We start from the raw sequence: 26,334 nt of genomic DNA, 5'->3' as shown, positions 1-26,334 counted from the left end.
GGTCGTCAGGATTCAGGAGACTATTTCTATTTATTCTCCCCATACCCCCCTCTCCTATAGCTTTTAAACGGGATTTAGTATGACAGGTCTAATGACCCAGAAAACAAGGAAGCGCGAGCGATTCATGTTAATTTTTATTAAGAAGCGATCTTTGATGAGAACAGACAACTATGAACTTCGAGATTCCCAGTGCCGTAAAAACTTGGTCACAATTTGGCCATCCCATTTTAATGTGGGTTTTATTAGGATTAACTATCTATGCGCTCTATTCGGGGCTACAATGGCGACGGACGCGGACAGCAGATAAAGACCTAAAAAAAGAATTATTGCCCAAAAATTTTCGCACTAAACACTATCAAATTGGCTCCCTAATCCTGGCTTTAATGGTGTTGGGGACGATCGGAGGTATGGCGGTGACTTATATTAATAACGGTAAATTATTTGTTGGTCCCCATCTGCTGGCCGGTTTAGGGATGGTGGGTTTAATCTCAATCAGTGCCGCTTTAGTACCTTTAATGCAAAAAGGCAACGAATTGGCTAGAATCACCCATATTACCCTTAATGCCGTCATTTTAGGTCTTTTTGGCTGGCAAGCCTTCACAGGAATGGATATAGTCCAGCGTATTCTCAGCAAAATGTGAGAAAACCTGAACAGAGAGGATGCGTCATCAGACGCATCTCACCGAACGCTGGCATCTCGCCAAGGAACTTCGGGGTATCTTCCTGGAAATTCTTGAGAAGTTGCTCTCGCTGCTTCACCAATAATTTGTCAATGATAGACAATCCAAGTTTGAATTAATTCTTGTTGTTCAAACAGGGTTTTTCCCTGTGGAGCATACTTTTCTACACGCTCAATTGCTTCTAAAATATCCCGCAAGCGTTCGGTATCATCTCTCCTAGTGGTATTGCTTCTTTAAGTACCCGCTCTCTGATTCTATCTTTAAGTCCCTGTTCGGTAACAATATCAACTTTGCCGCCTAACAAAGCTTCCAGTTCTCGAATTAACGGCAAAGGAAACCAGGAACTCCGACGTTCGCTACAATAATCAATTAATAAATCAATATCGCTTTTTTCGTCAGCTTCTCCCCGTGCGACAGAACCAAAGATTCGCACGTTATTCGCGCCGTGTTTAGCAGCAATAAATAGCAATGATTTTTTCTCGTTTGTTTTTGAGTAATTCCTCAATTTTCATGATCTACTGACAATTTTGAACACCTATCTACTTAACCGTAGAACAGATTACACCTTGATTGTCTTTAATCGGGATGACAGGATTCGAACCTGCGGCCCCTTCGTCCCGAACGAAGTGCGCTACCAAGCTGCGCTACATCCCGAAAATTTTCAGCTAAATCATCATAGCATATTCGGCCTTGATTGGGTCGAGACTTGCTAGGATATTAGGGATATAGGCAAAAATTATCGGAGTAGTTCAGGCGTGACGGTCAAACCAGAGTGGTTACGGGTGAAAGCACCGCAATGGCAGCGAGTCGGCAGTGTTAAGGAAGTTTTACGCGATTTAGGCTTAAATACCGTTTGTGAGGAGGCTTCCTGTCCCAATATCGGCGAATGTTTCCACGCGGGGACGGCTACCTTTCTAATTATGGGTCCTGCTTGCACTCGCGCCTGTCCTTACTGTGATATAGATTTTGAGAAAAAACCGCAACCTTTAGACTCCACGGAACCCCTGCGACTAGCGGCAGCCGTACAACGTCTTGATCTTAATCATGTAGTGATCACTTCTGTCAATCGCGATGATTTGGCTGATGGTGGCGCTAGTCAATTTGTCCGTTGTATCGAGGAAATTCGCCGCATTTCTCCAAAAACCACCATCGAAGTGCTGATCCCCGATCTTTGCGGCAATTGGCAGGCTTTAGCTTTAATTCTTGCTGCTAAACCTGAAGTTTTAAACCACAATACCGAAACTGTCCCCCGTCTCTATCGTCGCGTGCGTCCCCAGGGTGATTACCAGCGTTCTCTAGAATTATTGCAGCGCGCTCGCGCCATTGTTCCCGCTACCTACACAAAATCGGGCATTATGGTGGGATTGGGGGAAACCGACGAGGAAGTGCGGCAAGTGATGGGCGATTTAAGGGCCGTCGATTGTGATATTCTCACCATCGGGCAGTATCTGCAACCATCGCCAAAACATCTCGGTGTACAGGAATTTATCACCCCCGAACAGTTCCAAGCTTGGCGCGAATACGGGGAATCTCTGGGATTTTTACAAATTGTTGCGAGTCCCTTGACAAGAAGCTCTTATCATGCTGAACAAGTCAGAGCCTTGATGAATTTGTACCCGCGAGAGTCTTGAGATGGGGCAGCAATTGCTGAAAAGCTCGTCCTCGGTGGCTGATTTTTCTTTTTAATTCCGGAGACATTTCCGCAAAGGTTAAAGCGTATTCGGGAACATAAAAAATCGGATCGTAACCAAAACCACCTTTACCCCTAGGACTGGTGAGAATTTCTCCCGTACAGATTCCTGTGGCGCTCAAGGCAATCTCACCATCGGGACGGGCGATCGCAATTACACAGACAAAACGGGCCGAACGATCCTGATTATCTCCTAATTCTCTGACGAGGCGATCGATTCTTTCTCGATCATTTTTACCATAGCGGGCCGAGTAAATCCCCGGGGCATTTCCTAACCCGGTTACTTCCAATCCCGAATCATCGGCGATCGACCATTCTCCCAATGTTAGGGCAATTTGAGCAGCTTTTAAATAGGCATTTTCAGCAAAAGTCGCCCCGGTTTCCTCGATCTCTAAATCATCTGGTTTTAACTGCAATTCTAGGTCGATATCAGTTAAGTATTCCCCTATCTCTGCCAATTTACCCGGATTACTCGTGGCTAGAATTAATTTTTTCATTGGCATTTTATCTCAGTGATCAGTGATCAGTTACCAGTTATCAGATGTGAGGGCTCTTCTGGGTTCTGTGTGATAAGTTTAACTTATATAGTAGTGATCGATCTTTGTGTCCTCTGTGTCTGGAGTGGTTCCTTCCACTCGCTCGCCAGCAGGACTGTATCTTAGAATACATTTTACCCACCAAACCTAAGAGAGCCGTATTTTTTCAGTGAATTGCAGATATCTACTGATAACTGATTACTGTTTACTGATAACTGATAGTCCCGCTAACATTTGAGCGTAGGGAGTTTCGTGGAGGTGGGCCTTATTGACAGCACCAAAAAGGGTTAATTTGTCGATAATTACCGATTTCATTGCGGAAATTGCCTCTCCTGCGATCTCTAATAAATCCTTATCCTCTGGCCTACAAATTTCCCGTTTTAGGGACTGCATATAAGCTTGACGCACTTCCGTATTAACATTAAATTTGCAGACTCCTAACTGGATCGATCGCCCGATCATTTCTGGGGGTAAACCAGAAGCACCGTGTAAAACTAGGGGAATAGAAAGAAGTTGTCGAATCTGGGCCAGGCGATCGAAATCGAGACGGGGCGGACTTTTGTACTCGCCATGGACATTACCGATAGTTACGGCCAGAGAATCCACTCCCGTCGCCTGCACAAATTGCACTGCTTGCTCCGGATCTGTCATTTTAGCCTCTTTTTCGGCAATAGTTAACCCGTCCTCAGTGCCGCTAATTCGGCCAATTTCTGCCTCCACCACGGCCCCGTATTCGTGAGCGAGACGAGTCATTTCTTTGGTAAAAGCGAGATTATCTTGGTAGGGAAGATGAGAGCCATCGGCCATAATTGAGGTCATTCCCGCTTCTAGGGCCTCGTAGATGTTGCTGGCTTTAGTGCTATGGTCAAGATGGACTGAGATAGGAACCTTGGCCGAGCGAGCGGCCTCTAAACAGAGAGCGACGAGGGTGGAACTGCCATAACGCAAAGCACTGGGGTGAATTTGCAACATAGCGGGACTACGGCAATCCTCGGCGGCACTAATCACCGCTTTGACCCCTTCTAGGTTATAAACATTAAAAGCTCCGATCGCATAGATATTTTTGCGAGCGGTTTCGAGGAGTTCCTGAGTAGAAGCGAGCATAATATGGAAAATAACCAAAGACCACGACTACGGACTATAGTAATCATAGCAATTATCGTCGATTGGATTGACCCAAGGAAACTAAAGTAGGTTGGATTGACCTAAGGAAACCCAACCATAGACCCAAGGAAACCCAATAAAAAGATTCAGACAGATTTAGATGTTGGCTGTTGGGTTTCGCTTTTCCTGAGAATTTAGAGGTTTTCTTTAACATATTTATTCGCTCAACCCAACCTAAGAAACTACTACAGTTGCGAGAACAGTTTTCGAGCATCGGCGATGATTTGATCACCCCAGAGATTTTTTTGCAGGGTTTCAACCTGAGCAAATTCAGGGTCGATTTTAAGCGCACTTTTAGCAAGTTTGATCGCTTTCTCCGTATTGCCTTGACGGTAGAGAGTAACAGCGAGAGCCAGTTGATTTTCGGCAGATTGGGGGTTAATTTCCAGACTTTTTTGAAATTGGCTACTGGCCAAATTTAGATCGCCTTGTTCGTAATGAATTAAGCCAATATTGGTAATCGCAATCAGATTTTTTTCGTCCAGTTCGAGAACTTTTTGATAGTCTTGTAATGCCTCGCTATAGCGTTTTTGTCTTTTGTAAATTTCTCCCCGGAAATTATAAGAGTCCTTGAGCTTGGGATCGAGAATGATCGCCTGATTAAAATCCGCTAGAGCTAAATCCCATTTTTGAGTTTGATAGTAAAGCATTCCTCGCGTAAAGTAAAATGAAGCATTATCCGGCTTAAGCTCAATTGCCTTATTAAAATCCGCTAGAGCTAAATCCCATTTTTGCCATTCTAGGTACTTGGATCCGCGGACGAAGTAGGCACCGGGAAATTGCTTGATCTCGATAACTTTCGTGATATCTGCAATCGCTAAATCCCATTTCTTTTGTTGCTCATAAATAATATAACGTTGTAAATAAGCCGACCAGTATTTCGGATCGAGTTCGATCGCCCGACTGTAATCAGCTAAGGCGATATCCGATTTTTGCTGTTGTCGGTAAATTTCCCCACGGTTGTAATACAGTTCTGCATCGTTACTATTAAGCTTGATCGCCTTGTTATAATCGGCGAGGGCGAGATCGAATTGATTTTGATCGCGATAAATATCTCCCCGATAGCGATAGGCTAACTCTAAATAAGGATTAATTCGGATCGCTTGACTTAAATCGGTGAGGGCCAGATCCCATTCTTTTCGATCCCAGTATAAAATTGCTCTAGCTGCGTAAGCGAATTCGGGGTATGGCGAGAGTTCGATCGCCTTGTTAAAATCAGCGAGGGCGAGCTCCCACTTTTGTTGTTGAAAATAAACATTTCCTCGATTGCCATAACTACTAAAATAACCGAGTTCGATCGCCTTGTTAAGATCAGCGAGAGCGAGATCCCACTTTTTCTGGTGACTGTAAAGAGTTCCCCGCAACCCGTAACCCGCGCCAGAATTCGGATCGAGTTCGAGCGCTTTATTAAAATCCGCTAGAGCTAAGTCCCATTCTTGCCGCTCCGTATAGAATTGCCCGCGACTCTCATAACCGAAGCCGGAATTCGGATCGAGTTCGAGCGCTTTATTAAAATCCGCTAGGGCTAAATCCCATTTTTGCCAGTTGTCGTAAGCGAAACCGCGCATTAAATAGGCGACAACGGAATAGGGATTGATTTCGATCGCTTTTGTGAGATCGGCGATCGCTAACTCCTCTTCACTTTGAAAATTATAAAAAATACCTCTCATTTCATAAGAGTTAGGATTGTTAGGATCGATGGTAATTGCTTTGTTAAAATCCGCTAGGGCTAAATCCCATTGTTTTCGAGCCATGTAAAAATATCCCCGGGACCGGTAGGCTGGCGCGAAATTAGCATCGATCTCGATGGCTCGGTTATAATCAGCCAGGGCTAAATCCCATTCTTTCCGCTCTTCGTACACATCGGCGCGAGCTATATAAGCCCTAGGGTTATTCGGATTCAACACCAGAGCTTGATTATAATCAGCTAAAGCGAGATCCGATTTTTTTAGGTCCTTGTATATATTCCCGCGATTGCTATACCAACTGGAGCGAGGAGCGATTTCTATAGCGCGGTTAATCGCTGCTAAGGCTCGATCGTACCGTTTTACGTTTTGTAGTGCCGACGATAGACTATTGTAATAGTTGGGATTCTGGGGAGAGATTTTGATCGCTTGTTCAAAAAAAGCGATCGCTTTTTCGGATTGATTCATCTGCTCATAAAATACACCCTGATAATTTAAAATTTCCCTATGAAATTCCGAACCTTTCTCGCGAGCGGGTAGAGTAGCGAGGGCTTGATCGAGGGCTTCGAGTGCTTCTCGAGCTTTGTATTTGCGCCCGTAAACCATTGCCTTACCGTACCAAGCTAAATAGGTATATTCGGGATCGTTTAATTGTATCGCCCGATCGAAGGCTTGCAGGGCCCGCTCGTCTTTTTTCAAGCGCCAGAGTTGATTTCCCCGCTCGATCCAGATGTCTGCGGAGGCGTTGGTTTCCGGTACTTCTACACTGACAAGAGTGCGATCGATCTCCTGCTGTTGTTGTGCTGTTAACTGGGGTTGAGCGGTAACGAAAGAAGATAATTTAACTCGAAATCTTTCCTGTAAACCGATAAAACTATTAATGGGAATCCCTAAGCTAAAACCTAGCTGAATTTTCCCCTTAACCCCCTCGGAGCGTCCGTGAATACCGATCACCTGTCCTGCAGCGTTTAAGACTGGACCGCCGCTCATACCGCCGAAGGTAATACTGGTATAGACCATATCGTAACCGCCGCTCAGGGAACTAACCCTGATCGATGCCCCACTTTGGGTAATCGTAAAATCACTCTGTCGCGTGGCGAGAAGTCCTTCCTCCTGACTTTTCACTGCACCGCCGCTAAAGAGCCATCCCGCTCGTTTATCGCCGATTTTGGGAAATCCCGCTACAAAAACGGGACTCTCTCGATTGGGGCTATAGTTGGCGATTTCTGCGACCGGATAATTCTCGTTACTCTCGAAGGTAAAAATGGCCAGATCGACCCCTTCCTGTCGAATAATGGTTTTTCGGTCGAGGGGAAGGGTTTTGCCGTCGCTGGTGGTGAGGGTATAGGTGTAATCGGCACAGGTTTTCTCCTCGGCGATTTTCTCACAGAGGACATGATCGGCGGTTAATACGGTGTAGGTTTTTCCTTCGCGGGCGATAATTGCGCCGCTACCGTTGGCCTGACTGCTACTATCGATCCGCACGGTGAAACCCTTCGCTTTTGTTTCTAATTGGGCGATATAGCCAGTATAGGTGGGGTTTTCGATGCCCGGTGAGCTTTTCGGTAAGGGTAATTGGTACGCGGTCAGGATTTCGGGCCGGATGTAGGTTAATAGGGTATTGATGGAAATGCCCCAGTTAACCGCTCTCATCTGTTGGATTTCCGCGTCTGTGGGTTTTGTACCGTCTTCGTAGGTGTAGTTAGAGAGAATCGGATAGGCCGATCGCCCGTTAATGCCGATTAACTCATCCTCGAAAAAGATACCACCGCCGCTCATTCCCTGCACGATATCGCCACTATAACCGACGCTGTAGCCTTCCAGGAGGGGTCGATTGCTCACCTGTTCAATTTTCCCGTTATCGGTGGTGTACTGCCCCGTTTCTGCGGAATAACCGGTTACAGTGATATCTAGTTCCGCATCCGGGGAAATGGCGCGAATTTTAGCGATCGGATAATCCCGGGTATCGCTAAACTCCACCAGGGCCAGATCCTTATCTTTTAAAAGGGAATTCGGCGCGATCGAGGCTGTGCGGGTTTGGCCGTCGTGGGTTTGGATCTGTAGGGTTTTCGCGCCGCGGATAACGTGAGCGTTGGTCAAAACGAGGTATATACTGCCTTTTTTCCCGATAATGATTCCCGATCCCCGATTTATCTCGCTAGTAATCTTAACAGTGACTTGACGGATCGATCGCTCGATCTGCGCGTTTGGGCTGTCTTCCGCCACGATCGCCGGAGCAGAGAAAGGGGATAGTGCTTTAACCGGTACGACGGGCAGAAGTAGGAGGCTTAGGAGTAGGGGAAAGGGTTTCAACATGGTTATTATGGGGAAATTCGGGGTAAAACAGCGAAAATTCTAGCGGGTGGGAACGCAATTATTTTGCGGGCCAGCAGATCTCGTACCACAGGGTGCGTCGCGATCGGCGAGTGGAGCTTTGGCGAAAAACTCCCTCATCGAGATATAGGTTTTATCTCCGGAATTCTGGAGGAGCATATCCGAGGTTTTCCCCTCTAGGATGTCCATGAGTTGTTGCAAGACTAAATCTGGATTGTCGTGGGGTTTAAGGGTAAAAAGTTGGCTATTGCCGTCGCAGGGATCGCCGGATCGTGAAACGCTGCAGATGATCGGGTATCCCTTCGCCCGGCCGGTGGTGAGATAGTTAAAACGCCCTTGATTATATGCTTCCTGGAATTTTTTCGTGACTTCCTCGCAACGAACCGGGGAACGTTTGGAGAAATATTCCGATTTCCAGCCGATAATCCGCACATTGCCGCTTCTTTGGGGAATCCAAGCCAGGGTAGCGGGGATTTTTCCTCCCGATGCGCGATCGAACACCTCTTTACAGAAGAAGGTGACGCGATTCGGGGTGGTCGATTGGCTGAAACCGGGGGCGATACCACCGAGGAGGACAGTGGCGAGGAGGCCGACGCAAGCGAGACGGTGGGAAATATATCTAGAGTTCATAGGGATAGTTCCTCAGAAAATAGGGATTAGAATCGTGATTAGGGTCAAAATGGGATTATTTAAGGGTTAGCGGCGGCGTTGAGGGTGTAGCGACCCGATTCACCCCCTTCGCGAGAGGTGGCCACTAGGATATAAACTCCATCGGCGGGTAATTCGGTTACAAGTCGAGCGTTAAAATCCCCGGGGGCGCGATCGACGCGCTGGTCACTACGGGCGACCTCTGGGTATTTTGTCCCCTCGGAAGATTGGAGAACGCGATAGAGGACAAGATAGGGAGCGATCTCGTTGCTGTTCATATCCAGAACGATTTTCTGTCCGGCACGACCCTCGAACCTGTAATATTGTTGGTTTTGGTCTTTGGTCAAGTTGCCTTGAACGGTCTGACCGTTAAGAGGGAGGGCGAGTAACTGTATCCGATCGTCCTGTCCTAATGTTGAGACGGTGGAGACATCACCTGTTTTAACTGCGGTGAGGAAAGCTTGCAGGCGATCGAGGGAAACGGCGAAATTAATGCCGCTCTGGGTAAGGCCGATCGGGTTTCCCGCACCGTCGTAAACGTAACTCCCGATATCGCCTGCGACGTTAACCCCCACCACTTCCCCCCGTGAATTCAAAAGCGGCCCGCCGGAATTGCCTTTGTTGATATTAGCGTTGTGTTGCACAATGCCTTTTTCGGGGTCGAGACGGCTGATAATGCCCTGGGTGAGGGTGTTTTGATAGTCCTCGTTTAAGGGTGTGCCGATGGCGAAAACGCTTTCGCCGACTTTGGCGGAGTTCGGACGGGCCAGGGGAAGATAGGGCAGGTTTTGGCGGTTATAAATCCGCAGGACGGCCAGATCCACGCCATTTTTAGCGAAGCCGATCACGTCTGCCGAGGCCTGCTGTCCGTTGGAAAATTTCACCGTCACCACCCGGGGTCCGTCCGCAACAACGTGGGCGTTGGTAATGATGATACCGTCGGGACTGACGAGAAAGCCGCTACCGTGGCCGCTGCCATTTTTGACGGTGACGACGGCGGGGCTGGCTTTCTGATAGACTCTAGAAGCGGTCTGCTCCTGTGCGAGGATGGGTGGAATGTTTTCCATCAGGAAGCCTCCTGGTTGAACGAGTAGGCCAGTGGTGGCCAGTAGCACCGATAGGGTGAAAGTAATTGGTTTCATCGGGTTGGCTCCTCTTTAGTCGAGGGATACTTGCAAGGATGTTATCGTTGGTTTTTTCCCAATTATGCGATTAAGTTTTAAGTCCTCAGGTTGCTTTTTTCACAAAAGTTTAGAGGGGGAGAGCGATCGCTCTTGGGCAATTCGTAGTATTCCTGTTCTACTAAAAGAACGGGAGGATCGGGCTGATGCTTTACTAGAATTAAGTTTAGGGGGCGATTTACAAACCGCTCAGGTTGCTACCGCTTGCCGTAGTGCGATCCGCAACGGTACAGCTTTAAGTTTAGAAGAAATGCAGAATTTACTCGATGATTGGCAAAATACTCGTAATCCCCGCACTTGTCCCCACGGAAGACCGATTTACTTATCCTTAGAAGAAACTTCGCTCGCTCGCTTCTTCCGTCGTCATTGGGTAATCGGCAAAAGTCACGGCATTTAATCAGTTATCAGGATTCAGGAGTCGGGATTCAGGAGATTATTTTTATTTATTCTCCTCTCCCCTCTCTGGGCTCTTCTAGGTTCTGTGTGATAAGTTTAACTTACTATATGATCGATCGATCTTTGTGTCCTCTGTGTCTGGAGTGGTTCCCTCCACTCCCTCGCCAGCAGGACTATATCTCAGAATACATTTTACCCACCAAATCCAAAAGAGTCAAATACCCGAGAGAATATCAATGCTTAAAAAATCTAAGAGTACAATTGTTATTTTGTTAACCATTACCTTTTTAGCTTTAGGAGCTACATCAGCAATAGCGATGCAAATTTTTGTCAAAACGATAACTGGCAAAACCATAACTTTAGAGGTTGAGCCATCTGATACAATTGAGAATGTAAAAGATAAGATTCAAGACAAAGAAGGTATTCTCCCAGAGCAGCAAACTTTGATATTTGCTGGTAAGGTTTTAGAAGAGGGGCGAACTTTAGCTGATTATAACATCCAAAGAGAAAGCACATTACATCTAATCCAAAATTCACCGGTAACTGTTTTTGAACCTTCGGTAACAGCCGCTCTAATTTTTCTAGGGTTAGGGTCTATAATAGTAAGATCGACGAATCTTAATCAACGGAGGAAAAAAACAGACCAAAATTCTTTAAAATCGGGTAAAATAGTTCATAAATGAACTTCTCCTAAATATGGTGGCTAGGGCGATAATTAGTTTAGTATTAGTGAAAACTTGGAATGGTTCCGATGATGATGAAATTATTAGGATGTCTAGTCATTTTTGCAAGTTTAGTCAATGTTACACCAGGGATGGCAATTCATTCCCCCCGACAAGTTGCTCAAGCGTCTAGCACTTCTTCGATTCAAGGTTATTGTTTTTCGGTCGCTAATGATAATCTGGATGCTACCGCGAGGATTTATATTCAGGGAAATCAAGTCACGGGTCGGGTAGAAGCTACAATTCATAATGAACAAGCAGCTTATTATAGTTCCTATACTCAAACCTTACAAGGAACAAAAAAGGGGAATCAGTTAAACTTAAATATCACGACAAAAATTGAGTTAGACACCCAAAAAACTCAAGCAATCTGGACATTAACCGCAGATTCTTTGAATACGGGACGAGAAGTTTATCAAAGACAACCTTGTTTATTGTCTCAAATCCGGTTTGCACCAGGGACTAATAGCGCCACCGTTAATCAATCGGTTGTGCGAGGGAGTCGAAATATTTATCTCTTAAGAGCAAATCAAGGACAGAGAATGGATCTGAAAATTACATCATTAGAAAATAATGCCGTATTTGATGTGATTGCACCGAATGGGGAAATATTGACAACAGAAGCTACCCAATCTAGTCTAAAATTACCTGCTACTGGAAATTATGAAATAATTGTAGGAGGAACTCGCGGCAATGCCACCTATAAATTAAATGTTAAAATTCAATAAATAGTAGCAATGTCCACCCGAAGATACTTTCATTTGTGGAACTTTAGCCAAAAGATTGTCAACCACAACGGTAGCAGCATCAATCTTGAATCAGTAAACAGTTATCAGTTATTCAGTTATCAGTTTACTGTTTACCGATCACTGAAAAAGCTTGCCAACCCCAATGAATAACCCCCCCGATAGTCCATTCAATTACACAGAGGCTTTTATTGCCCTAGGCACGAGTAATTTTGATCGCTCAGTGCAGTTTTATCGTCAATTGTTGCAACAGGAACCAAACCCCTACCTTGCCGACGTTTATGCGGAATTTAGGCTGATCAACCTTAAATTAGGTCTTTTTTGCCCTAAAGAGTCCCACAGAGACGAATTTGGCGATTCTAGGGGCAGTGGCATGAGCATTTGTTTCGAGGTGGAGAGTCTCGAAAAAGCCCTTGAGCATTGGAGCGAAATCGGCTATGGTGCTAGGGGAGAAATTAGCCAAACTTCCCACGGTCCGGAAATCTACATCTATGATCCCGATGGTAATCGTTTAATTTTCCATCAATCCACCGCTAAAACCAATCCTTTCAGGTAGGAACCTTCCGAGTGATAAATACTGGTGGGATGGTCGGCTGGTTGGCTTAAACGTGCTAAAATTCGCACTGGGCGAGCCGATTCAATGGCGGCAGCCATGACAGCCCCCTGAAAATGTTCTTCGTTAACCACTTGGGAACAGGAAAAAGTGAAAATAATACCTTGGGGGCGAATTTTCTGGAAAGCTTGCTGATTTAATCTTTTATAAGCCATAACCGCCTGATGACGGGATTGGATACTTTTGGCAAAAGCGGGGGGATCGAGGACAATCAGATCGTAATCCTCCTGACAGTCGCGCAGGAAGTTAAAAACATCGGCACTGTAGGATTGATGGGGAACTTGACTGAGATTATTCAGGGCGATATTTTTTTCGGTAAGATCGATCGCACCGTGGGAACTATCAACGGAATCGACTAGGGCAGCCCCCGCTTGCATAGCATAGACGGAAAAGCCACCAGAATAAGAAAAAGTGTTTAAAACCCGTTTATTATGGGAATATTGAGATAATAAGGCTCTATTTTCCCTTTGATCGAGGAAAAATCCCGTTTTTTGTCCTTTTTCCCAATCAATAATAAAGCGATGGCCGGATTCTAACACCTCATCGCTGGTTTTTTGACCAAATAAGTATTTATTTTCGGAAATATGGGCGCTTTTCGCTAAAACTGCGGCACTTTTATCGTAAACTGCCCGTAAATTGTCAGCGTAGATAGTTTTCAGACAATCGACAATCAGATCGAGACGTTGGTATAAAGCTAGGGAATAAGCTTGAATAACCGCCGTGCCATTGTACCAATCGACGATTAAACTGGGTAAACCGTCTCCTTCAGCGTTAATTAAACGATAACAGTTAGTTTTCGGGTTATCCACTAAACCGATTTGTTGCCGCAGCTGATAGGCATTCTGGAATTTTTCGAGAAATAATTGAGCAATATCGCTGACTTTTGGGAAAGAAAGAATTTTAACGGCAATATTGCTAGGATTATACAGTCCAGTGGCTAGATATTCGCCTCGATCGCTATAAACCTCCACGATAGCACCCTCTTTGACTTCCCCCTCCATCTCTTTAATCGCCCCGGAAAATATCCAAGGATGGAATCGTTTAACAGCATCAATTTTATGGTTTCTCAGGATAATTTTCGGTAAATCTGGCATGGATAAAGAATCAGGGTTGATAGCTGACGGCTACTGGAAATTCTATTATCCCCTGCTGGCAGCACAAAACCATGGTTTGTTATCCCTCGATCGAGTGGCATCAAAGCAAGTCCCCACAATCGAGGGATAATCATACATGAGTAGAAAACGGGTTTCTCGGAGAAACCCGTTTTCTGTGCGTTACTCAACGGATTTAGTATCATAGGGAATTCTCGCCTATAATAAGTTAAATTTTAGCGATAGTCCCTCGACAAATGCCAAGGAAAAGTGATGCTGCCAGTGGTTTAAGTTTATGGTTTCAGCGTTTGGGCGCTGCCAGTTTATTAGCGGGACAAACTTTTTTGCATATTCTTAATGGCAAAATCCACCGTCGTAATACTCTGGAACAAATGAGCATTGTTGGACCAGAATCCTTGACAATTGCCCTAATTACTGCTGCTTTTGTGGGTATGGTTTTCACTATTCAGGTAGCCAGAGAATTTATTTTTTTTGGGGCGGGTAGTTTTGTTGGGGGAGTCCTTTCCTTGGCTTTAACAAGAGAATTAGCCCCGGTTTTAACTGCGGTGGTGGTGGCGGGGAGAGTTGGCTCGGCTTTTGCCGCCGAAATTGGTACAATGCGAGTAACAGAACAAATTGACGCTTTATATATTTTAAAAACCGATCCGATCGATTATTTGGTCATTCCCCGGGTGATTGCCTGTAGTTTAATGTTACCCCTGCTCACTATTATCTCTTTAGTCACGGGATTACTGGGTGGTTTATTGATTTCTGATAGTCTTTACGGTGTTTCCTATTCCCTATTCTTACAATCAGCCCAAAATTTTCTACAAACATGGGATTTAATTAGTTCTATGTTAAAGTCCCTAATTTTTGGGATTTTAATTGCCATTATCGGTTGCAGTTGGGGTTTAACCACCACCGGCGGTGCTAAAGGAGTTGGTCAATCCACTACCACGGCTGTGGTAACTTCTTTATTGGCGATTTTTGTGGCTAATTTTTTCCTCTCTTGGCTGATGTTTCAAGGGACTGGTAATGTGGAAATCGGCTAAGACAGTTATCAGTTATCAGTTATCAGTGCCAAGAAAACGGCAATTTTCTACTTAATAACGCTCACTAAAAACTCAAATCAATTTGGTCGAAATATCTATATTACATTTTGGGCGCACGCGATGCGCCCCTACCATTGGCGCAATAATATTATTGTAGGGGCGAATTGCATTCGCCCTCTTTTAATCACTTTTACTGCTCACCAATATGTGAGAAAAAGTCACAGATAGGAGATGCACCCAATCCGATTACCATAAACAGTTATCAGTGCCAAGAAAACGGCAATTTTCTACTTAATAACGCTCACTAAAAACTCAAATCAATTTGGTCGAAATATCTATATTATATTTGGGCGCACGCGATGCGCCCCTACCATTGGCGCAATAATATTATTGTAGGGGCGAATTGCATTCGCCCTCTTTTAATAACTTTTACTGCTCACCTATATGTGAGAGAAAGTCAGAGAAAGGATTGAGAGTAAGACAAGTTTTAATTAATTCCTCCACTCCCAGGACTGGATAAATAGGGACTCTTAACTGATTAATAACAGTTTCTAGGGTGATATCATCTAAAAATACCGCTTCCCCATGCTTAAGCATGAGAGAAGGTAATAAAACCCCATCCCCAAGATTTTTACCTTGTAATCCTTTGAGAATATCTTGCCCGGTTAATAAACCCGTAACCGTGATTTCCTGTCCCCAATAATCACTATTTAAAGCCACTAATTCCACGGTTAAACCCTGCACCTTATTTAACTGTTTAACTAGGGGTTGAAAAGCTTGTTCTACCGCATTTCCCACTACCCATACCAACCGTCTAGAGGGAGTAATTTGAGCAGGCAATAACTTCTTGGCTGTCTTCTGGAAATCCCTAATAAATTGACGAATCGAGCCAACCCCGTTACCGATTTGGGGATAGTCTTCGTAGTGAGATTGAGGTGGTAAATCGACTCGGGCAATTAAAAACCATTCATCGGCTAACCATACCACATTACTGCCAAATTCTTGACGAAATTTTTTCTGTAAAGTTTGGACTTGTTCGATCACTTCTCGCGCTTTTTCTTGGCTAACGGGAATTAATTCATCTTCTTGGGGACGAAAGCGGGTTAATCCCACGGGAACTACGGCAATCGACTCCACACAGGGAATATCTCCCCGATGAAAAGAAACCAGATCTAACAGAGTTCTTTCGAGATGAATTCCATCATTAATATTGGGACAAACTACCACTTGTGCATGAATTTGTAATTGTCTCGCTTGTAGCCACTTTAAATGGTCTAAAATTTGACCAGCGCGGTGATTTTTTAAGAGACGAATTCTCAGATCGGGTTCCGTGGCATGAACGGACACAAAAAGCGGTGATATCCGCATCTTTTCGATCCGCTGCCATTCTTTTGAGGTGAGATTAGTTAAGGTTAAATAACTGCCATAGAGAAAACTTAAGCGATAGTCATCATCTTTATAGTATAAAGTTTCTCTTTTGCCCTCTGGTTGTTGATCGATAAAGCAAAAAGGACATTTGTTATTACACTGAATTAAGCCATCAAAAAGGGCAGTTTCAAACTCTAAACCTAAGTCTTCATGATAATCTTTTTCAATTTTTACTTGGTGAGTTTTGCCATGACTATCAAGCACTTCTAGGGTTAAAAATTCATCGGCACATAAAAATTGATAATCGATTAAATCCCGGGGACGACTACCATTAATAGAGACGAGCGAATCCCCGATTTCAAAACCTACCTCGGCGGCGATCGAATCTGGGATGACACCACTAATTTTAGCTGGACGAATAGTTAATTCACTCATGTTTGGGCTCTCTTATTCTTTGTGTGATAAGTTTAACTTATATAGTAGTGATCGATCTCTGTGTCCTTTGTGTCTCTGTGGTTCGTTCCACTCACTTGCCCGCAAGACTATATCTTAGAATACATTTTACCCACCAAACCGGGGAGAGCCATGTTTTTAGGTTGCCATCCAATTATTTAACTGCATTTCCCAGAGAGTCGATTTTCCCCTCAATCCTTGTCAAAACAGCTTCTAGGGAATAAGTGACGGTTTCGTTAGCCATTTTCTGTCTCCTTTAGCTCTTCTGGATTCACCATCGTGATCTCAATATCAGTATCGCTGATTTTTGCCTGCAAGTTTCAATCTCTAATAGGGGTTAAGATTAATGGGAACGCTGTAGGGTTGATTCATGAATCAACCCTACAAAGTATTAATCTCTAATAGGGGTTAAGATTAATTGGAACTTTTGGGGTTCTGGGACTGCGGAGAGGCAAAGGGCAAAAGGAGGAATGAATAATCAGTTTTTAATAATCAGATTTAGTATAATGGCAAAAAACCCATCTTTGTTCAAGATGGGGTAAGGCAAAAATCAAATCAATCTAAACAGTAACAGGTTCTCGATCGAGGGGTTTAACGCGCTCGAGCAGTGCTTGCAATTGTTCCCCTTCAATCACCTCTTTACTGAGGATTTCTTGGGCAATTTCTTCGAGTAAATCGCGATTTTGAGCCAGGATATCCAGGGCCTGCTGATGACCATTTTCGACAATCTCTTTCACTTCATTGTCGATCGCTTTGGCCGTGTCATCGCTCACCAAGCGCCGGGGATTCATCATACCATCTCCCAGAAAACTATTCTGTTGACCTTTTTCGTAGGCTAGAGGACCGAGAGTCTTACTCATACCATAGGTCGTCACCATGCGTTCGGCCAAGTCCGTCGCCCGCTGCAGGTCATTAGCAGCCCCAGTAGTAATACTACCAAAGATAATTTCCTCGGCGGCCCGACCGCCTAAAAGAGTAGCAATTTGGTCGCGTAATTCCGTATCATCCATAAGGAAACGGTCTTCCGTGGGCATTTGCAGGGTATAACCGAGGGCTGCCATGCCGCGAGGCACGATCGAAATCTTAGCAACTTTACCACCCCCCGGCATAACTGCACCGACGAGAGCGTGACCAACTTCGTGATAAGCGACGATTTTCTTCTCTTTTTCCGAGAGAACCCGGCTTTTCTTCTCTAAACCCGCCACTACCCGCTCGATTGCCTCATTAAAGTCCTCTTGGGCGACGGTGCTGCGTTGATTGCGGGCTGCCAATAAAGCGGCCTCATTGACTAGATTAGCTAAGTCAGCACCGGCAAAACCGGGGGTACGGGTAGCAATCTGTTTTAAATCCACACCCGATCCTAATTTTACCTTACCTGCGTAGATTTCGAGGATTTTTAAGCGTCCAGCCAGATCGGGGCGATCAACTAACACTTGACGATCAAAACGGCCGGGGCGTAAAAGGGCGGTATCAAGAGTTTCGGGGCGGTTAGTGGCGGCCAGCACGATCACCGTCGCATCACCAGCGTTAAAACCGTCCATTTCCGTCAATAATTGGTTTAAAGTCTGTTCCCGTTCATCGTTACCCCCCATAAAATTACCGTTAGCGCGAGATTTACCGATCGCGTCTAATTCATCGATAAAAATAATACAGGGGGCTTTTTTCTTGGCCTGTTCAAACAGATCTCGCACTCGGGCCGCACCCGCACCGACAAAGAGTTCCACGAATTCCGAACCCGAGATACTAAAAAAAGAAACTCCCGCTTCTCCCGCTACTGCTTTTGCCAGCAGGGTTTTTCCTGTCCCCGGCGGACCAACTAGGAGGACACCCTTGGGAATCCGCGCCCCGATTTGAATGTAACGTTGGGGATATTTGAGAAATTCGACGATTTCGGCTAATTCGGTTTTCGCTTCTTCCACACCGGCCACATCTTCAAAAGTGGTTTTGGTGGTGTCTCCTTCCACATAGACTTTAGCGCGACTTTTGGTAATCGATAAAGCCCCAGCTGGACCACCGCCACCGCTGCGAGCGAGGAAAAATTGCCAAATACCGACAAAAATCAGGGGAGGAATCACCCAACTAAGGACACTACCAATCCAGCCATTTTTTGGCGGTGGTGCGGCGGCGAACTCTACGCCCTTGGCTTCCAGACGTTTGGGCAATTCTAGGTCAAAAATCGGTGTAGTGCTGAAAATTCGTCCGTAGTTGCCCTCTTGGTCGTTTTTAAGCTGATAACGAATCTCATTCTGTCCCACGGATACCCTAGCGACGTTGCCATCTTCCACTTGGTCGATAAAAAGACTATAGGGAACTTTGGGGACGCTAGGGCCAAATAATTGCGGAAAAAGGAGGTTAACAATCAGAAATAAGCCGCCCACGGCTAATAAAACATTACCGATCAGGCGGGATTGTGAAGGAGGTTTGCTTTTTATACTCATTGCTGGGCCTGATTCATTAAAATTATTCTCTATCCTCTCCTCATTGTAGGCTGTTGACTGCTCAAGTTCAGATTAAATCAGGCAGGGGGATTACCGTCGTCTTCGGGCGGTTTTTGCTCTAGTAAAGCCTCTAGACGGGTTTGGGCAAGCTCAAAATCCGGCGCAATCCCTAAAGCTTTTTGATAACAGGCGATCGCTGCTTGGGTTTCGCCTAAATTTTCTAGGGTACTGCCGCGATTGTACCAAGCTTGATAAAAATTATCGTCCGCTTCTAGCACCTGTTGCCAAGATTCTAAAGCTTCTTGCCAACGTTGCAGTCCGTATAGGGCGCTGCCTCTAGCGTTAATGATTTGGTGATCGTTGGGGGTGATTTCTAGGGCGCGATCATAACTACTTAACGCTTCTTCGTAGTTACCAATCATGGCTAAGGCACTACCACGATTATGCCAGGCCGAGGCTAATTGGGGGTCGATCTTTAAGGCCTGTTCCCAATCAGCGATCGCATTTGACCAATTGCCTAAATTTGCCTGTTCTAAGCCCTGATGAAACCAATCTTCGGCAGTTTCAGGGTTTTTACCTTCCTGGGCGGAAAATTGAGCGATGAGACTATCAATAATGCTTTCTGCGTCCTTATTTTCGATGCCCAATTGTTCGGCCATTTGGCCCGCTAGGGTAGAATCGTTTTGCAGACGGTCAAATAATTCATCGAGGGTGAGGGTTTCTAATTGGGGATTTTCTGGGTTATTACCGTTAAAATCGCTAGTTTCACCGGAATATAAGAGATTTTCTGGGGGTTGCGGCAGGGAATAACTGCCCGGGGCCTCATCTTCCCCGGCGTATTCCCAGATTAAAGTGGCAGTTTCTTTGCTGTAGAGTTGATAACCGATCTCGTAGGAAGCTTCACCAATACGTTCAATCCCGGGGAAAGCGCGAGCTAATTCTCCCAAACGGATCATTCTGGTGGCGAGAATTTGGTTAAGGGAAGCGGAGGATTGCAGACGGGTGCCAAAGAGCTCTAACCATTCTACCCAATCTTTTTGCCGACCTCGATCGCCCAATTTCTCAAAAAATCTCAGAATTCTGCCTTCGTGCCAACCGTGGGCCACCCCATCGAGTAACTCCATATAGAGAAACTCGTAGTCTGTATCGGTTAGGGGAACAGATTCGATCGCTTGTACTTTCCCCTTTCCCCCTTGTCCCCCCAAAAGTCGGGTAAAAAAGTTTTCGATCGCACGCCAAAGTTTTCTTAAAAGTCCCTGCATTCTAATCTCGACACTGGTTTTATTAATCTTGCAAGCATCACCCAATTAGTCTAGCAGTTATCAGTTATCGGGGATTGACTCTCCCCCGCTAACCGCTCGCGCGGTGTAGCGGGGGATTCTCGGTTCTTAGGCTTTTAACTAGATCGACCGAGTTTAACCCAGTCGATCCCCGTCAAATCGCCTCCGCGAGCGTTTTCTAACACGGTCAGTCCGACCGCGTTTTTTCCTCGGTTCTCAATTACCTTCGCTGATGCCGTATCTCTCGGTTCAATGTGGCCGCAAGAATCACACCGGTGAACTCTTTCCGATAACGCTTTTTTACCAGTAATTGCGCCACAATTCGGACACTCTTGCGAGGTTCCGTTTTTATCAACCTTAAGATAATATTTTCCCCGTTTCCAAGCGACAAACGGTAATATCTCGTTAATAAAACTACCGATACCTGAATCCAGAGATTGTTTTCTAACGATCCCTCTAGACCAGGAAACGAAGTTAATATCTTCAACAAAGATATTATCAGCGAGATCGCAAAGGTAATGAGCTAACTTAAAATGCCAATCTCTACGAGTATTAGACACTTTTTCGTGTAATCTCGCTATCTTATCTTGGAGTTTCAACCAATTGTTCGAGCCTTTGACTTGATGTTTCAAGCGTCTTTGTAGCAATTTAAGCTTACTCTGTACTTTCAACAAAAATCGAGGGGCTTTGATTAAATCTCCCCGTGAAGTAGCGACAAAACTTTCAATTCCCACGTCGATTCCTAAACAGGTTTTCCCAACTGTCATATCGGGAACTAATTCCGTAGATTGGAAAGAAACCAAAACGTAAAATCCCGACGCTTTTTGGATAATTCGAGCTTGTTTAGGCTCAAACCCAGACGGGTACTCCCTAGATTTCCTAATCCGAATTTTTCCCAATTGTGGAAAATTTAAGTATTCGTCACCTAGAAAATTTTTCGAGAGCGCGGGGAAAACAAAACTTCGCATCTTTTTCTTAAATCTAGGAAAGCCGAAGCCTTTCGATTTTATATGGTCAAACGCTTTATCTACAGTTTTTAAAACTTGCTGTAAGACTTGAGCGTTAACCGTCTTTAATATCGGGTAAACTTTTTTAGCTTCCGTTAGATTTTTAGCTTGAACGAAGTAATTTGGATAGGGTTGATCCGCAGGAATTATGTACTCAGAAACTAGCGAACAGCGATCCGCAAGACACTTTCGAGAGTTTAACCAATCTTTCCGTTCCGAGAGCGCGTAATTATAAACGCTTTTGCAAACATCAAGAATGTGGACAATCTCTCGTTCCTGTTTCTTGTTTACCTTTAGTTTGTACTGATAGGTAAGCGTTATCACTGTCGTTAGCTTCGTGATGTGATGTATAGTTAAATTGTAACACTTACCGCCCAATATTTCAACTGATTACAATCATGGACCAAACTAATCGCTAACCTTAAAACAGTTAGTAGTCGCTTAATTAGACAAGAATTTCCAGATTTGGCGGCAAAGTATTTCGACAACAAACCCTATTTTTGGGCGGGAGCTTATTTCGTGGCTAGTTGTGGCGACGTTACTGTCGAACAACTAAAAAAATACGTCGAGAACCAAAACTCCCCAAAAGTGGAAAGGCTACTGCGTTAGTTTCATTCTGGTCGCGATTCATCTCCCGTTAACCGCTACGCAGTTTAACGGGAGTCCTCTCGCGACCTTGAGATAGGGGTGAGGGGTGGGGCAGATTTTTCAGGGATCAGTAAACAGTAATCAGTGAAAATACTCCTCACTTAATACCGCTTACCGATCACCGATAACTTAATTATTGGCCATTACCCAATTAACTAGAGTGCGGACGGGAAAACCAGTGGCCCCGGAATTATTAACGCCATTTTCTTTGTCGGACCAGACGGGTCCTGCGATATCTAGGTGGAGCCAGGGAGTATTATTAATGAATTGCTTCAAAAATAAAGCGGCTGTAATGGAACCGCCGGGGCGCGGGCCAGTGTTTTTCATATCGGCAATTGGAGACTTCAGACCCTCGAAATATTTTTCTTCTAGAGGCATTGGCCAGAATTTTTCGCCGGCTAATTTAGCGGCCTCTTGGAGTTGAGCAGCGAGACTCTCATCGCTACTCCATAAACCGGCGATATCGTCCCCCAAAGCGACGACACAGGCCCCAGTTAAAGTGGCTAGATCCACGATCGCATCCACCTCTAATTTTTCCGCAAAAACCAAGCCATCGGCCAGGGTTAATCGTCCCTCGGCATCGGTGTTATTGACTTCAATAGTTTTGCCGTTAGAAGCGGTTAAAATGTCACCGGGGTGCATAGCGCGACCACTAATCATATTTTCCGTAGCCGGACAGATAAAGTGTACTTCCACTTCTGGCCGTAATTGGGCGATCGCCTTGGCCGCGCCTAGGGTGGCGGCACCACCCCCCATATCCGTTTTCATGGTTTCGATGCCGCTGCCGGCCCCTTTAATATTCAAACCGCCGGAATCAAAGGTTAGACTTTTACCGACGATTGCTAGTTTACATTTCGGGGTTCCTTGGGGTTTATAGATTAAATGGATGAATTTCGGGGGAATATCCGAGGCTTTGGCCACTCCTAGGAAGGCTCCCATACCCAAGCTTTCGCATTCTTCCTGTTCCAGAATATTAAGACTTAATCCGTATTCGGTGGCAATTTGCTCGGCGGTTTCTGCCATGGTTAGGGGGGTAACGGTGTTAGCGGGAGCATTGACTAATTCTCTGGCCAGAATCACCCCGGAACAGATTTGCTCGGCCTTGGCGATCGCAGATGCTTGCTCTCCTAAACCCAATAACTCGACGGTTGCTAATTTGGCTCCTTTTTCCTCCTTAGTGGACTTGAAGCGGGTATCCTGATGATTGGCCAGCAGCAGCCCTTCCGTGATTGCTCCGGCAGTGGCGGACTGATCCCCAACTACCGGTAAACTGATGGCCAGAGCTTGGCTTTTTTGTTGTTTGGCCAGACGAGCGATGGCGGCGGCCGCTAGACGCAGGGTTTGCAGGTCGAAATCGGCAGTTTTTCCCAATCCCACCAGGATTAATTTGCGAATCGGACCCCCACCACCTAGACGAGTCGCCGCACTGCTGCTTAATTTTCCCTCGAATTCCGTCTCGGAGATGAGATCCTCTAGGATTCCCCCCAGTTTATCGTTCAATTCTGCCAATTCTCCTGCAATCTCTATGGCTCCTTCTGGTAAACCTAGGGCTAAAGTATCTCCTGTCCAAGTAAGGAGCGAGGTGTCAGTCGATCGAATATCCATTCTTTATCTCGATAATTCTTTGCAAAATGCTTATATTAATCACTATACTGTAAGCTCTATCAGTGGCTGTCTTATTCTTTGTGTGATAAGTTTAACTTATATAGTAGTGATCGATCTCTGTGTCCTTTGTGTCTGGAGTGGTTCGTTCCACTCACTCGCCCATAAGACTGTATCTTAACTTCAGTTCGGGATAAGGGAATTTTGCCATAGCTTCCACGAAAGAATACGAGTTTCAGGCTACGGTAGCATCAGGGTTTTAGCTTATCCCGAACTGAGGTTACCTACTTAGGGTTTGCGGCAAAAAGTTTTTCGTGGGGGCAGGGTGTGGGGTGTAGGGTGTAGGGTTTAGGGTTTTAGCGATTTTCAGGGGGTCAATTACCTAATTTTCAGGGAAAAAGTGCCTAAACTTCCCCCCGCTCACCCCAATGTCTGGCACTTTTTGATGGGAAAAAAGTCTAAAATTCTTATCCAACAAGGTTTTTAGATTTATTCAGCAAGCCCTACTTAACTGGTAACTGGTAACTGGTAACTGATAACTGATAACTGATAACTGGTAACTGATAACTGATAACTGGTAACTGATAACTGGTAACTGGTAACTGGTAACTGAATCAATGCGTTATCGACGATTTGGCCGTACTAATTGGCAATTTTCGCTGTTTTCTCTGGGGACAATGCGCTGTTTGTCCTCAGAGTCGGTATTTGCCGCAACACTCGATCGCGCCCTAGAATTGGGGATTAATCACCTAGAAACGGCCAGAGGTTACGGTAATAGCGAAGTTTTTCTCGGTCGCTACCTGCAGCGTCAAGGGGTGCGGGAGCGGGTTTATCTGACCACGAAATTGGTCCCCACTCCCGATCGCCAAACTATGGAAAAAGCGATCGCCGAATCCCTAGAACGATTACAATTAAATCACCTCGATTGTCTAGCAATTCACGGTATTAACACCCGCGAGCATTTAAACTGGATTAAAGACCCGCAAGGCTGCATGAAAGCCGTTTTTATGGCCCAAGAAGCTGGAAAAATCGGTCATATTGGCTTTTCTACCCATGCACCCCTAGAAATTATTCTCGAGACGATCAATACAGATTTCTTCGCTTTTGTCAATATCCATTACTATTTTTTTTGGCAAAGACAGCAACCAGCGATCGCTTTAGCCCAAGCAAAGGACATGGGTGTGTTTATTATCTCCCCTGCTGATAAGGGAGGTAATCTCCACAGACCTCCCAAGAAGCTAGAGGAATTATGCGCCCCTTTTTCACCCCTAGAGCTAAATTATCGCTTTTTATTGAGCGATCCGCGCATTACTACCCTCAGCGTCGGGGCAGCGATACCAGAGGAATTAGAGGCAATTATTAACGTATGCGAAGAAGATCAGCCCCTAGATGCGGCAGAAATTGCCGTTTTTAAGCGTTTAGAGACACATTTAACCGATAAATTGGCTACAGATTTATGTAGCCAATGTTATCAATGTTTACCCTGTCCTGAAAATATTAATATCCCCGAAGTGTTGAGACTGCGGAATCTGGCAGTAGCTTACGAAATGACCGATTTTGGCCAGTATCGCTATCGAATGCTGGAAAATGCCGGTCATTGGTTCCCCGGACGCAAGGCCAATAATTGTACTGAATGTGGTGATTGTTTACCTCGCTGCCCGGAAAAATTGCCGATTCCCAGTCTGTTATTTGATACACACGAACTACTTAACGGACCAGCGCAACGGAGATTGTGGTCATCTTAGGACGAAACTGGGAAAAATTTTTTTTGGGGATCGTCAAAGTGTAAAAACTATCTTAAGATTAACAGGTAAGAGAATTAACTTTCTTGAATTTAAAGAGACAAAAAACAAGAAATAGATTAAGGAGTAAAGGATATGGCACTCGTCCCCATGCGGTTATTGTTGGATCACGCGGCTGAGAACGGATATGGCATCCCCGCTTTTAACGTAAATAATATGGAGCAGATCCAAGCGATCATGCAAGCGGCGGCAGCCACCGACAGCCCCGTTATCCTACAAGCTTCTCGCGGTGCGCGCAAATATGCAGGGGAAAACTTCCTGCGTCACTTGATCACCGCCGCGGTGGAAACCTATCCTCATATCCCCATCGTGATGCACCAAGATCACGGTAATGAACCCGCCACCTGCTATTCGGCGATCCGTAACGGTTTCACCAGCGTCATGATGGATGGTTCCTTAGAAGCGGATGCTAAAACTCCCGCCACCTACGAGTACAACGTTAACGTTACTGCTGAAGTAGTAAAAGTTGCCCACTCGATCGGTGCTAGTGTGGAAGGGGAACTCGGTTGTTTAGGTTCCTTAGAAACCGGTAAAGGAGAAGCAGAAGACGGTCACGGTTTTGAGGGAGAATTAGATCACTCGATGCTGTTAACCGATCCCGATGAAGCGGTGGATTTCGTCGAAAGAACCCAAGTAGATGCTTTAGCAGTAGCCATTGGTACTAGCCACGGCGCTTACAAATTTACCCGCAAACCCACCGGCGAAATTCTCGCTATTAGCCGTATTGAAGAAATTCATAACCGCTTACCCAATACTCACTTGGTCATGCACGGTTCTTCCTCGGTTCCTGAAGATCTCCTCGAATTAATTAACCAATTCGGTGGCGCTATCCCTGAAACCTACGGTGTTCCCGTGGAAGAAATCCAAAAAGGCATCAAGAGTGGTGTGCGTAAAATCAATATCGACACCGACTGCCGTTTAGCAATTACTGCCGCAGTTCGTGAAGCACTATTCAGCAACCCGAAAGAGTTTGATCCCCGTTCCTTCCTGAAACCCTCGATCACCTATATGCAGAAAGTTTGTGCCGATCGCTATCAACAATTTGGTACCGCCGGTAACGCCAGCAAAATCAAACAAATGTCCCTTGATGATTACGCAGCCAAATATGCTAAAGGGCAATTAACCCAAGTCAGCAAAAAAGTTGTGGCTGTCTAGTGGCTGAACAATTAAGCGATCGCTTAATAGCACCGATTTAGTA

The 26,334-nt window shown here is 45.3% G+C and carries 20 protein-coding genes, 1 tRNA gene and 4 pseudogenes; 11 read left to right on the top strand and 14 right to left on the bottom strand.

Translation table 11 applies throughout. From position 1 onward, the window contains the following. The first annotated feature begins 170 nt into the window (after positions 1 to 170). A complete protein-coding gene (locus ACQY1Y_RS18530; protein ID WP_002741005.1) occupies positions 171 to 641 on the top strand; it encodes a DUF4079 domain-containing protein in 471 nt (156 codons plus the stop codon). A 47-nt stretch (positions 642 to 688) separates the two neighbouring features. On the opposite strand, the pseudogene ACQY1Y_RS18525 reads toward ACQY1Y_RS18530, so the two are convergent. The 3 genes and pseudogenes from ACQY1Y_RS18525 to ACQY1Y_RS18515 form a co-directional block, all read right to left on the bottom strand. Further along, a pseudogene (locus tag ACQY1Y_RS18525) lies at positions 689 to 877 on the bottom strand (HepT-like ribonuclease domain-containing protein); the annotation flags it as partial. Continuing rightward, positions 862 to 1,192 (bottom strand): annotated as a pseudogene (locus ACQY1Y_RS18520) (nucleotidyltransferase family protein). The pseudogenes ACQY1Y_RS18525 and ACQY1Y_RS18520, both read right to left, overlap by 16 nt. A gap of 68 nt (positions 1,193 to 1,260) precedes the next feature. Then, positions 1,261 to 1,334 (bottom strand) — tRNA-Pro (locus ACQY1Y_RS18515). Positions 1,335 to 1,405: 71 nt separating this feature from the next. Here ACQY1Y_RS18515 and lipA point away from each other — a divergent pair. Further along, a complete protein-coding gene (lipA, locus tag ACQY1Y_RS18510) occupies positions 1,406 to 2,311 on the top strand; it encodes a lipoyl synthase (protein ID WP_128575114.1) in 906 nt (301 codons plus the stop codon). On the opposite strand, the gene rdgB is transcribed toward lipA, so the two are convergent. The 5 genes from rdgB to ACQY1Y_RS18485 all read right to left on the bottom strand — a co-directional run bounded on the left by rdgB (position 2,274) and on the right by ACQY1Y_RS18485 (position 9,879). Beyond that, entirely contained in the window at positions 2,274 to 2,867 is a 594-nt protein-coding gene (gene rdgB, locus ACQY1Y_RS18505) for an RdgB/HAM1 family non-canonical purine NTP pyrophosphatase (protein WP_052275329.1), read from the bottom strand. The genes lipA and rdgB overlap by 38 nt on opposite strands. 237 nt (positions 2,868 to 3,104) lie before the next feature. Further along, positions 3,105 to 4,010 (bottom strand): class II fructose-bisphosphate aldolase, encoded by a 906-nt coding sequence (locus ACQY1Y_RS18500; RefSeq protein ID WP_002774772.1) that lies wholly within the window; start codon positions 4,008 to 4,010, stop codon positions 3,105 to 3,107. A gap of 245 nt (positions 4,011 to 4,255) precedes the next feature. Further along, entirely contained in the window at positions 4,256 to 8,071 is a 3,816-nt protein-coding gene (locus ACQY1Y_RS18495; RefSeq protein WP_430013317.1) for a tetratricopeptide repeat protein, read from the bottom strand. A 39-nt stretch (positions 8,072 to 8,110) separates the two neighbouring features. Further along, positions 8,111 to 8,719 (bottom strand): COP23 domain-containing protein, encoded by a 609-nt coding sequence (locus ACQY1Y_RS18490; protein WP_430013316.1) that lies wholly within the window; start codon positions 8,717 to 8,719, stop codon positions 8,111 to 8,113. A gap of 59 nt (positions 8,720 to 8,778) precedes the next feature. Beyond that, positions 8,779 to 9,879 (bottom strand): S1C family serine protease, encoded by a 1,101-nt coding sequence (locus ACQY1Y_RS18485; protein WP_430013315.1) that lies wholly within the window; start codon positions 9,877 to 9,879, stop codon positions 8,779 to 8,781. Positions 9,880 to 10,003: 124 nt separating this feature from the next. Between ACQY1Y_RS18485 and ACQY1Y_RS18480 the strand changes: the two are divergent. The 4 genes and pseudogenes from ACQY1Y_RS18480 to ACQY1Y_RS18465 all read left to right on the top strand — a co-directional run. Further along, positions 10,004 to 10,315: pseudogene (locus ACQY1Y_RS18480) on the top strand (DNA mismatch repair endonuclease MutL); the annotation flags it as partial. Between the two features lie 235 nt (positions 10,316 to 10,550). Beyond that, on the top strand, positions 10,551 to 10,997 hold the full coding sequence (locus tag ACQY1Y_RS18475; RefSeq protein WP_016515733.1) for a ubiquitin-like protein: 447 nt from the start codon (positions 10,551 to 10,553) through the stop codon (positions 10,995 to 10,997). 59 nt (positions 10,998 to 11,056) lie between these two features. Next, on the top strand, positions 11,057 to 11,764 hold the full coding sequence (locus ACQY1Y_RS18470) for a hypothetical protein (protein ID WP_193977310.1): 708 nt from the start codon (positions 11,057 to 11,059) through the stop codon (positions 11,762 to 11,764). 163 nt (positions 11,765 to 11,927) lie between these two features. Next, on the top strand, positions 11,928 to 12,338 hold the full coding sequence (locus tag ACQY1Y_RS18465; RefSeq protein ID WP_430013314.1) for a VOC family protein: 411 nt from the start codon (positions 11,928 to 11,930) through the stop codon (positions 12,336 to 12,338). On the opposite strand, the gene ACQY1Y_RS18460 is transcribed toward ACQY1Y_RS18465, so the two are convergent. Then, on the bottom strand, positions 12,305 to 13,489 hold the full coding sequence (locus ACQY1Y_RS18460) for a class I SAM-dependent rRNA methyltransferase (protein ID WP_430013313.1): 1,185 nt from the start codon (positions 13,487 to 13,489) through the stop codon (positions 12,305 to 12,307). The genes ACQY1Y_RS18465 and ACQY1Y_RS18460 overlap by 34 nt on opposite strands. On the opposite strand from ACQY1Y_RS18460, the gene ACQY1Y_RS18455 reads away from it, so the two are divergent. Continuing rightward, the gene (locus tag ACQY1Y_RS18455; RefSeq protein WP_430013312.1) at positions 13,488 to 13,619 is read left to right on the top strand and encodes a hypothetical protein; all 132 of its coding nucleotides are present in this window, start codon (positions 13,488 to 13,490) and stop codon (positions 13,617 to 13,619) included. The genes ACQY1Y_RS18460 and ACQY1Y_RS18455 overlap by 2 nt on opposite strands. Before the next feature lie 124 nt (positions 13,620 to 13,743). Beyond that, complete coding sequence (locus ACQY1Y_RS18450; RefSeq protein ID WP_002735680.1) at positions 13,744 to 14,538, top strand: MlaE family lipid ABC transporter permease subunit; 795 nt, start codon at positions 13,744 to 13,746, stop codon at positions 14,536 to 14,538. Between the two features lie 429 nt (positions 14,539 to 14,967). On the opposite strand, the gene ACQY1Y_RS18445 is transcribed toward ACQY1Y_RS18450, so the two are convergent. From ACQY1Y_RS18445 to ACQY1Y_RS18430, 4 genes are all read right to left on the bottom strand, one after another. Further along, positions 14,968 to 16,341, bottom strand: a complete 1,374-nt coding sequence (locus ACQY1Y_RS18445; protein ID WP_430013311.1) for a TIGR03279 family radical SAM protein — start codon at positions 16,339 to 16,341, stop codon at positions 14,968 to 14,970. Positions 16,342 to 16,919: 578 nt separating this feature from the next. Further along, entirely contained in the window at positions 16,920 to 18,797 is a 1,878-nt protein-coding gene (ftsH4, locus tag ACQY1Y_RS18440) for an ATP-dependent zinc metalloprotease FtsH4 (RefSeq protein ID WP_193977306.1), read from the bottom strand. Between the two features lie 77 nt (positions 18,798 to 18,874). After that, positions 18,875 to 20,059 (bottom strand): tetratricopeptide repeat protein, encoded by a 1,185-nt coding sequence (locus ACQY1Y_RS18435; protein ID WP_430013310.1) that lies wholly within the window; start codon positions 20,057 to 20,059, stop codon positions 18,875 to 18,877. A gap of 134 nt (positions 20,060 to 20,193) precedes the next feature. After that, a complete protein-coding gene (locus ACQY1Y_RS18430; protein WP_430013309.1) occupies positions 20,194 to 21,408 on the bottom strand; it encodes an RNA-guided endonuclease InsQ/TnpB family protein in 1,215 nt (404 codons plus the stop codon). Between the two features lie 78 nt (positions 21,409 to 21,486). On the opposite strand from ACQY1Y_RS18430, the pseudogene ACQY1Y_RS18425 reads away from it, so the two are divergent. Then, positions 21,487 to 21,693: pseudogene (locus tag ACQY1Y_RS18425) on the top strand (IS200/IS605 family transposase); the annotation flags it as partial. Positions 21,694 to 21,861: 168 nt separating this feature from the next. Here ACQY1Y_RS18425 and ACQY1Y_RS18420 read toward each other — a convergent pair. Next, positions 21,862 to 23,337 (bottom strand): leucyl aminopeptidase, encoded by a 1,476-nt coding sequence (locus ACQY1Y_RS18420; protein ID WP_430013308.1) that lies wholly within the window; start codon positions 23,335 to 23,337, stop codon positions 21,862 to 21,864. A 614-nt stretch (positions 23,338 to 23,951) separates the two neighbouring features. On the opposite strand from ACQY1Y_RS18420, the gene ACQY1Y_RS18415 reads away from it, so the two are divergent. Both ACQY1Y_RS18415 and fba read left to right on the top strand, forming a co-directional pair. Next, positions 23,952 to 25,079, top strand: a complete 1,128-nt coding sequence (locus ACQY1Y_RS18415; RefSeq protein WP_430013307.1) for an aldo/keto reductase — start codon at positions 23,952 to 23,954, stop codon at positions 25,077 to 25,079. A gap of 132 nt (positions 25,080 to 25,211) precedes the next feature. Then, complete coding sequence (fba, locus tag ACQY1Y_RS18410; protein ID WP_002751568.1) at positions 25,212 to 26,291, top strand: class II fructose-bisphosphate aldolase; 1,080 nt, start codon at positions 25,212 to 25,214, stop codon at positions 26,289 to 26,291. Positions 26,292 to 26,334 lie beyond the last annotated feature (43 nt).

Origin of the sequence: Microcystis ichthyoblabe FBCC-A1114 (genome assembly GCF_050500245.1) — a bacterium.
Lineage (GTDB): Bacteria > Cyanobacteriota > Cyanobacteriia > Cyanobacteriales > Microcystaceae > Microcystis > Microcystis ichthyoblabe_A.
This window is presented reverse-complemented; position numbering and strand designations above follow the sequence as displayed.

Excerpts from the sequence above, each read along its gene's own strand:
- ACQY1Y_RS18445 (WP_430013311.1), bottom strand. The coding sequence starts at position 16,341 with ATGAGTGAATTAACTATTCGTCCAGCTAAAATTAGTGGTGTCATCCCA.
- ACQY1Y_RS18420 (WP_430013308.1), bottom strand. The coding sequence starts at position 23,337 with ATGGATATTCGATCGACTGACACCTCGCTCCTTACTTGGACAGGAGAT.
- ACQY1Y_RS18530 (WP_002741005.1), top strand. The coding sequence starts at position 171 with ATGAACTTCGAGATTCCCAGTGCCGTAAAAACTTGGTCACAATTTGGC.
- ACQY1Y_RS18415 (WP_430013307.1), top strand. The coding sequence starts at position 23,952 with ATGCGTTATCGACGATTTGGCCGTACTAATTGGCAATTTTCGCTGTTT.
- ACQY1Y_RS18460 (WP_430013313.1), bottom strand. The coding sequence starts at position 13,489 with ATGCCAGATTTACCGAAAATTATCCTGAGAAACCATAAAATTGATGCT.
- ACQY1Y_RS18450 (WP_002735680.1), top strand. The coding sequence starts at position 13,744 with ATGCCAAGGAAAAGTGATGCTGCCAGTGGTTTAAGTTTATGGTTTCAG.
- ACQY1Y_RS18495 (WP_430013317.1), bottom strand. The coding sequence starts at position 8,071 with ATGTTGAAACCCTTTCCCCTACTCCTAAGCCTCCTACTTCTGCCCGTC.
- ACQY1Y_RS18465 (WP_430013314.1), top strand. The coding sequence starts at position 11,928 with ATGAATAACCCCCCCGATAGTCCATTCAATTACACAGAGGCTTTTATT.
- ACQY1Y_RS18475 (WP_016515733.1), top strand. The coding sequence starts at position 10,551 with ATGCTTAAAAAATCTAAGAGTACAATTGTTATTTTGTTAACCATTACC.
- ACQY1Y_RS18500 (WP_002774772.1), bottom strand. The coding sequence starts at position 4,010 with ATGCTCGCTTCTACTCAGGAACTCCTCGAAACCGCTCGCAAAAATATC.
- ACQY1Y_RS18485 (WP_430013315.1), bottom strand. The coding sequence starts at position 9,879 with ATGAAACCAATTACTTTCACCCTATCGGTGCTACTGGCCACCACTGGC.
- ACQY1Y_RS18455 (WP_430013312.1), top strand. The coding sequence starts at position 13,488 with ATGGATAAAGAATCAGGGTTGATAGCTGACGGCTACTGGAAATTCTAT.
- ACQY1Y_RS18470 (WP_193977310.1), top strand. The coding sequence starts at position 11,057 with ATGGTTCCGATGATGATGAAATTATTAGGATGTCTAGTCATTTTTGCA.
- ftsH4 (WP_193977306.1), bottom strand. The coding sequence starts at position 18,797 with ATGAGTATAAAAAGCAAACCTCCTTCACAATCCCGCCTGATCGGTAAT.
- ACQY1Y_RS18435 (WP_430013310.1), bottom strand. The coding sequence starts at position 20,059 with ATGCAGGGACTTTTAAGAAAACTTTGGCGTGCGATCGAAAACTTTTTT.
- rdgB (WP_052275329.1), bottom strand. The coding sequence starts at position 2,867 with ATGAAAAAATTAATTCTAGCCACGAGTAATCCGGGTAAATTGGCAGAG.
- ACQY1Y_RS18490 (WP_430013316.1), bottom strand. The coding sequence starts at position 8,719 with ATGAACTCTAGATATATTTCCCACCGTCTCGCTTGCGTCGGCCTCCTC.
- fba (WP_002751568.1), top strand. The coding sequence starts at position 25,212 with ATGGCACTCGTCCCCATGCGGTTATTGTTGGATCACGCGGCTGAGAAC.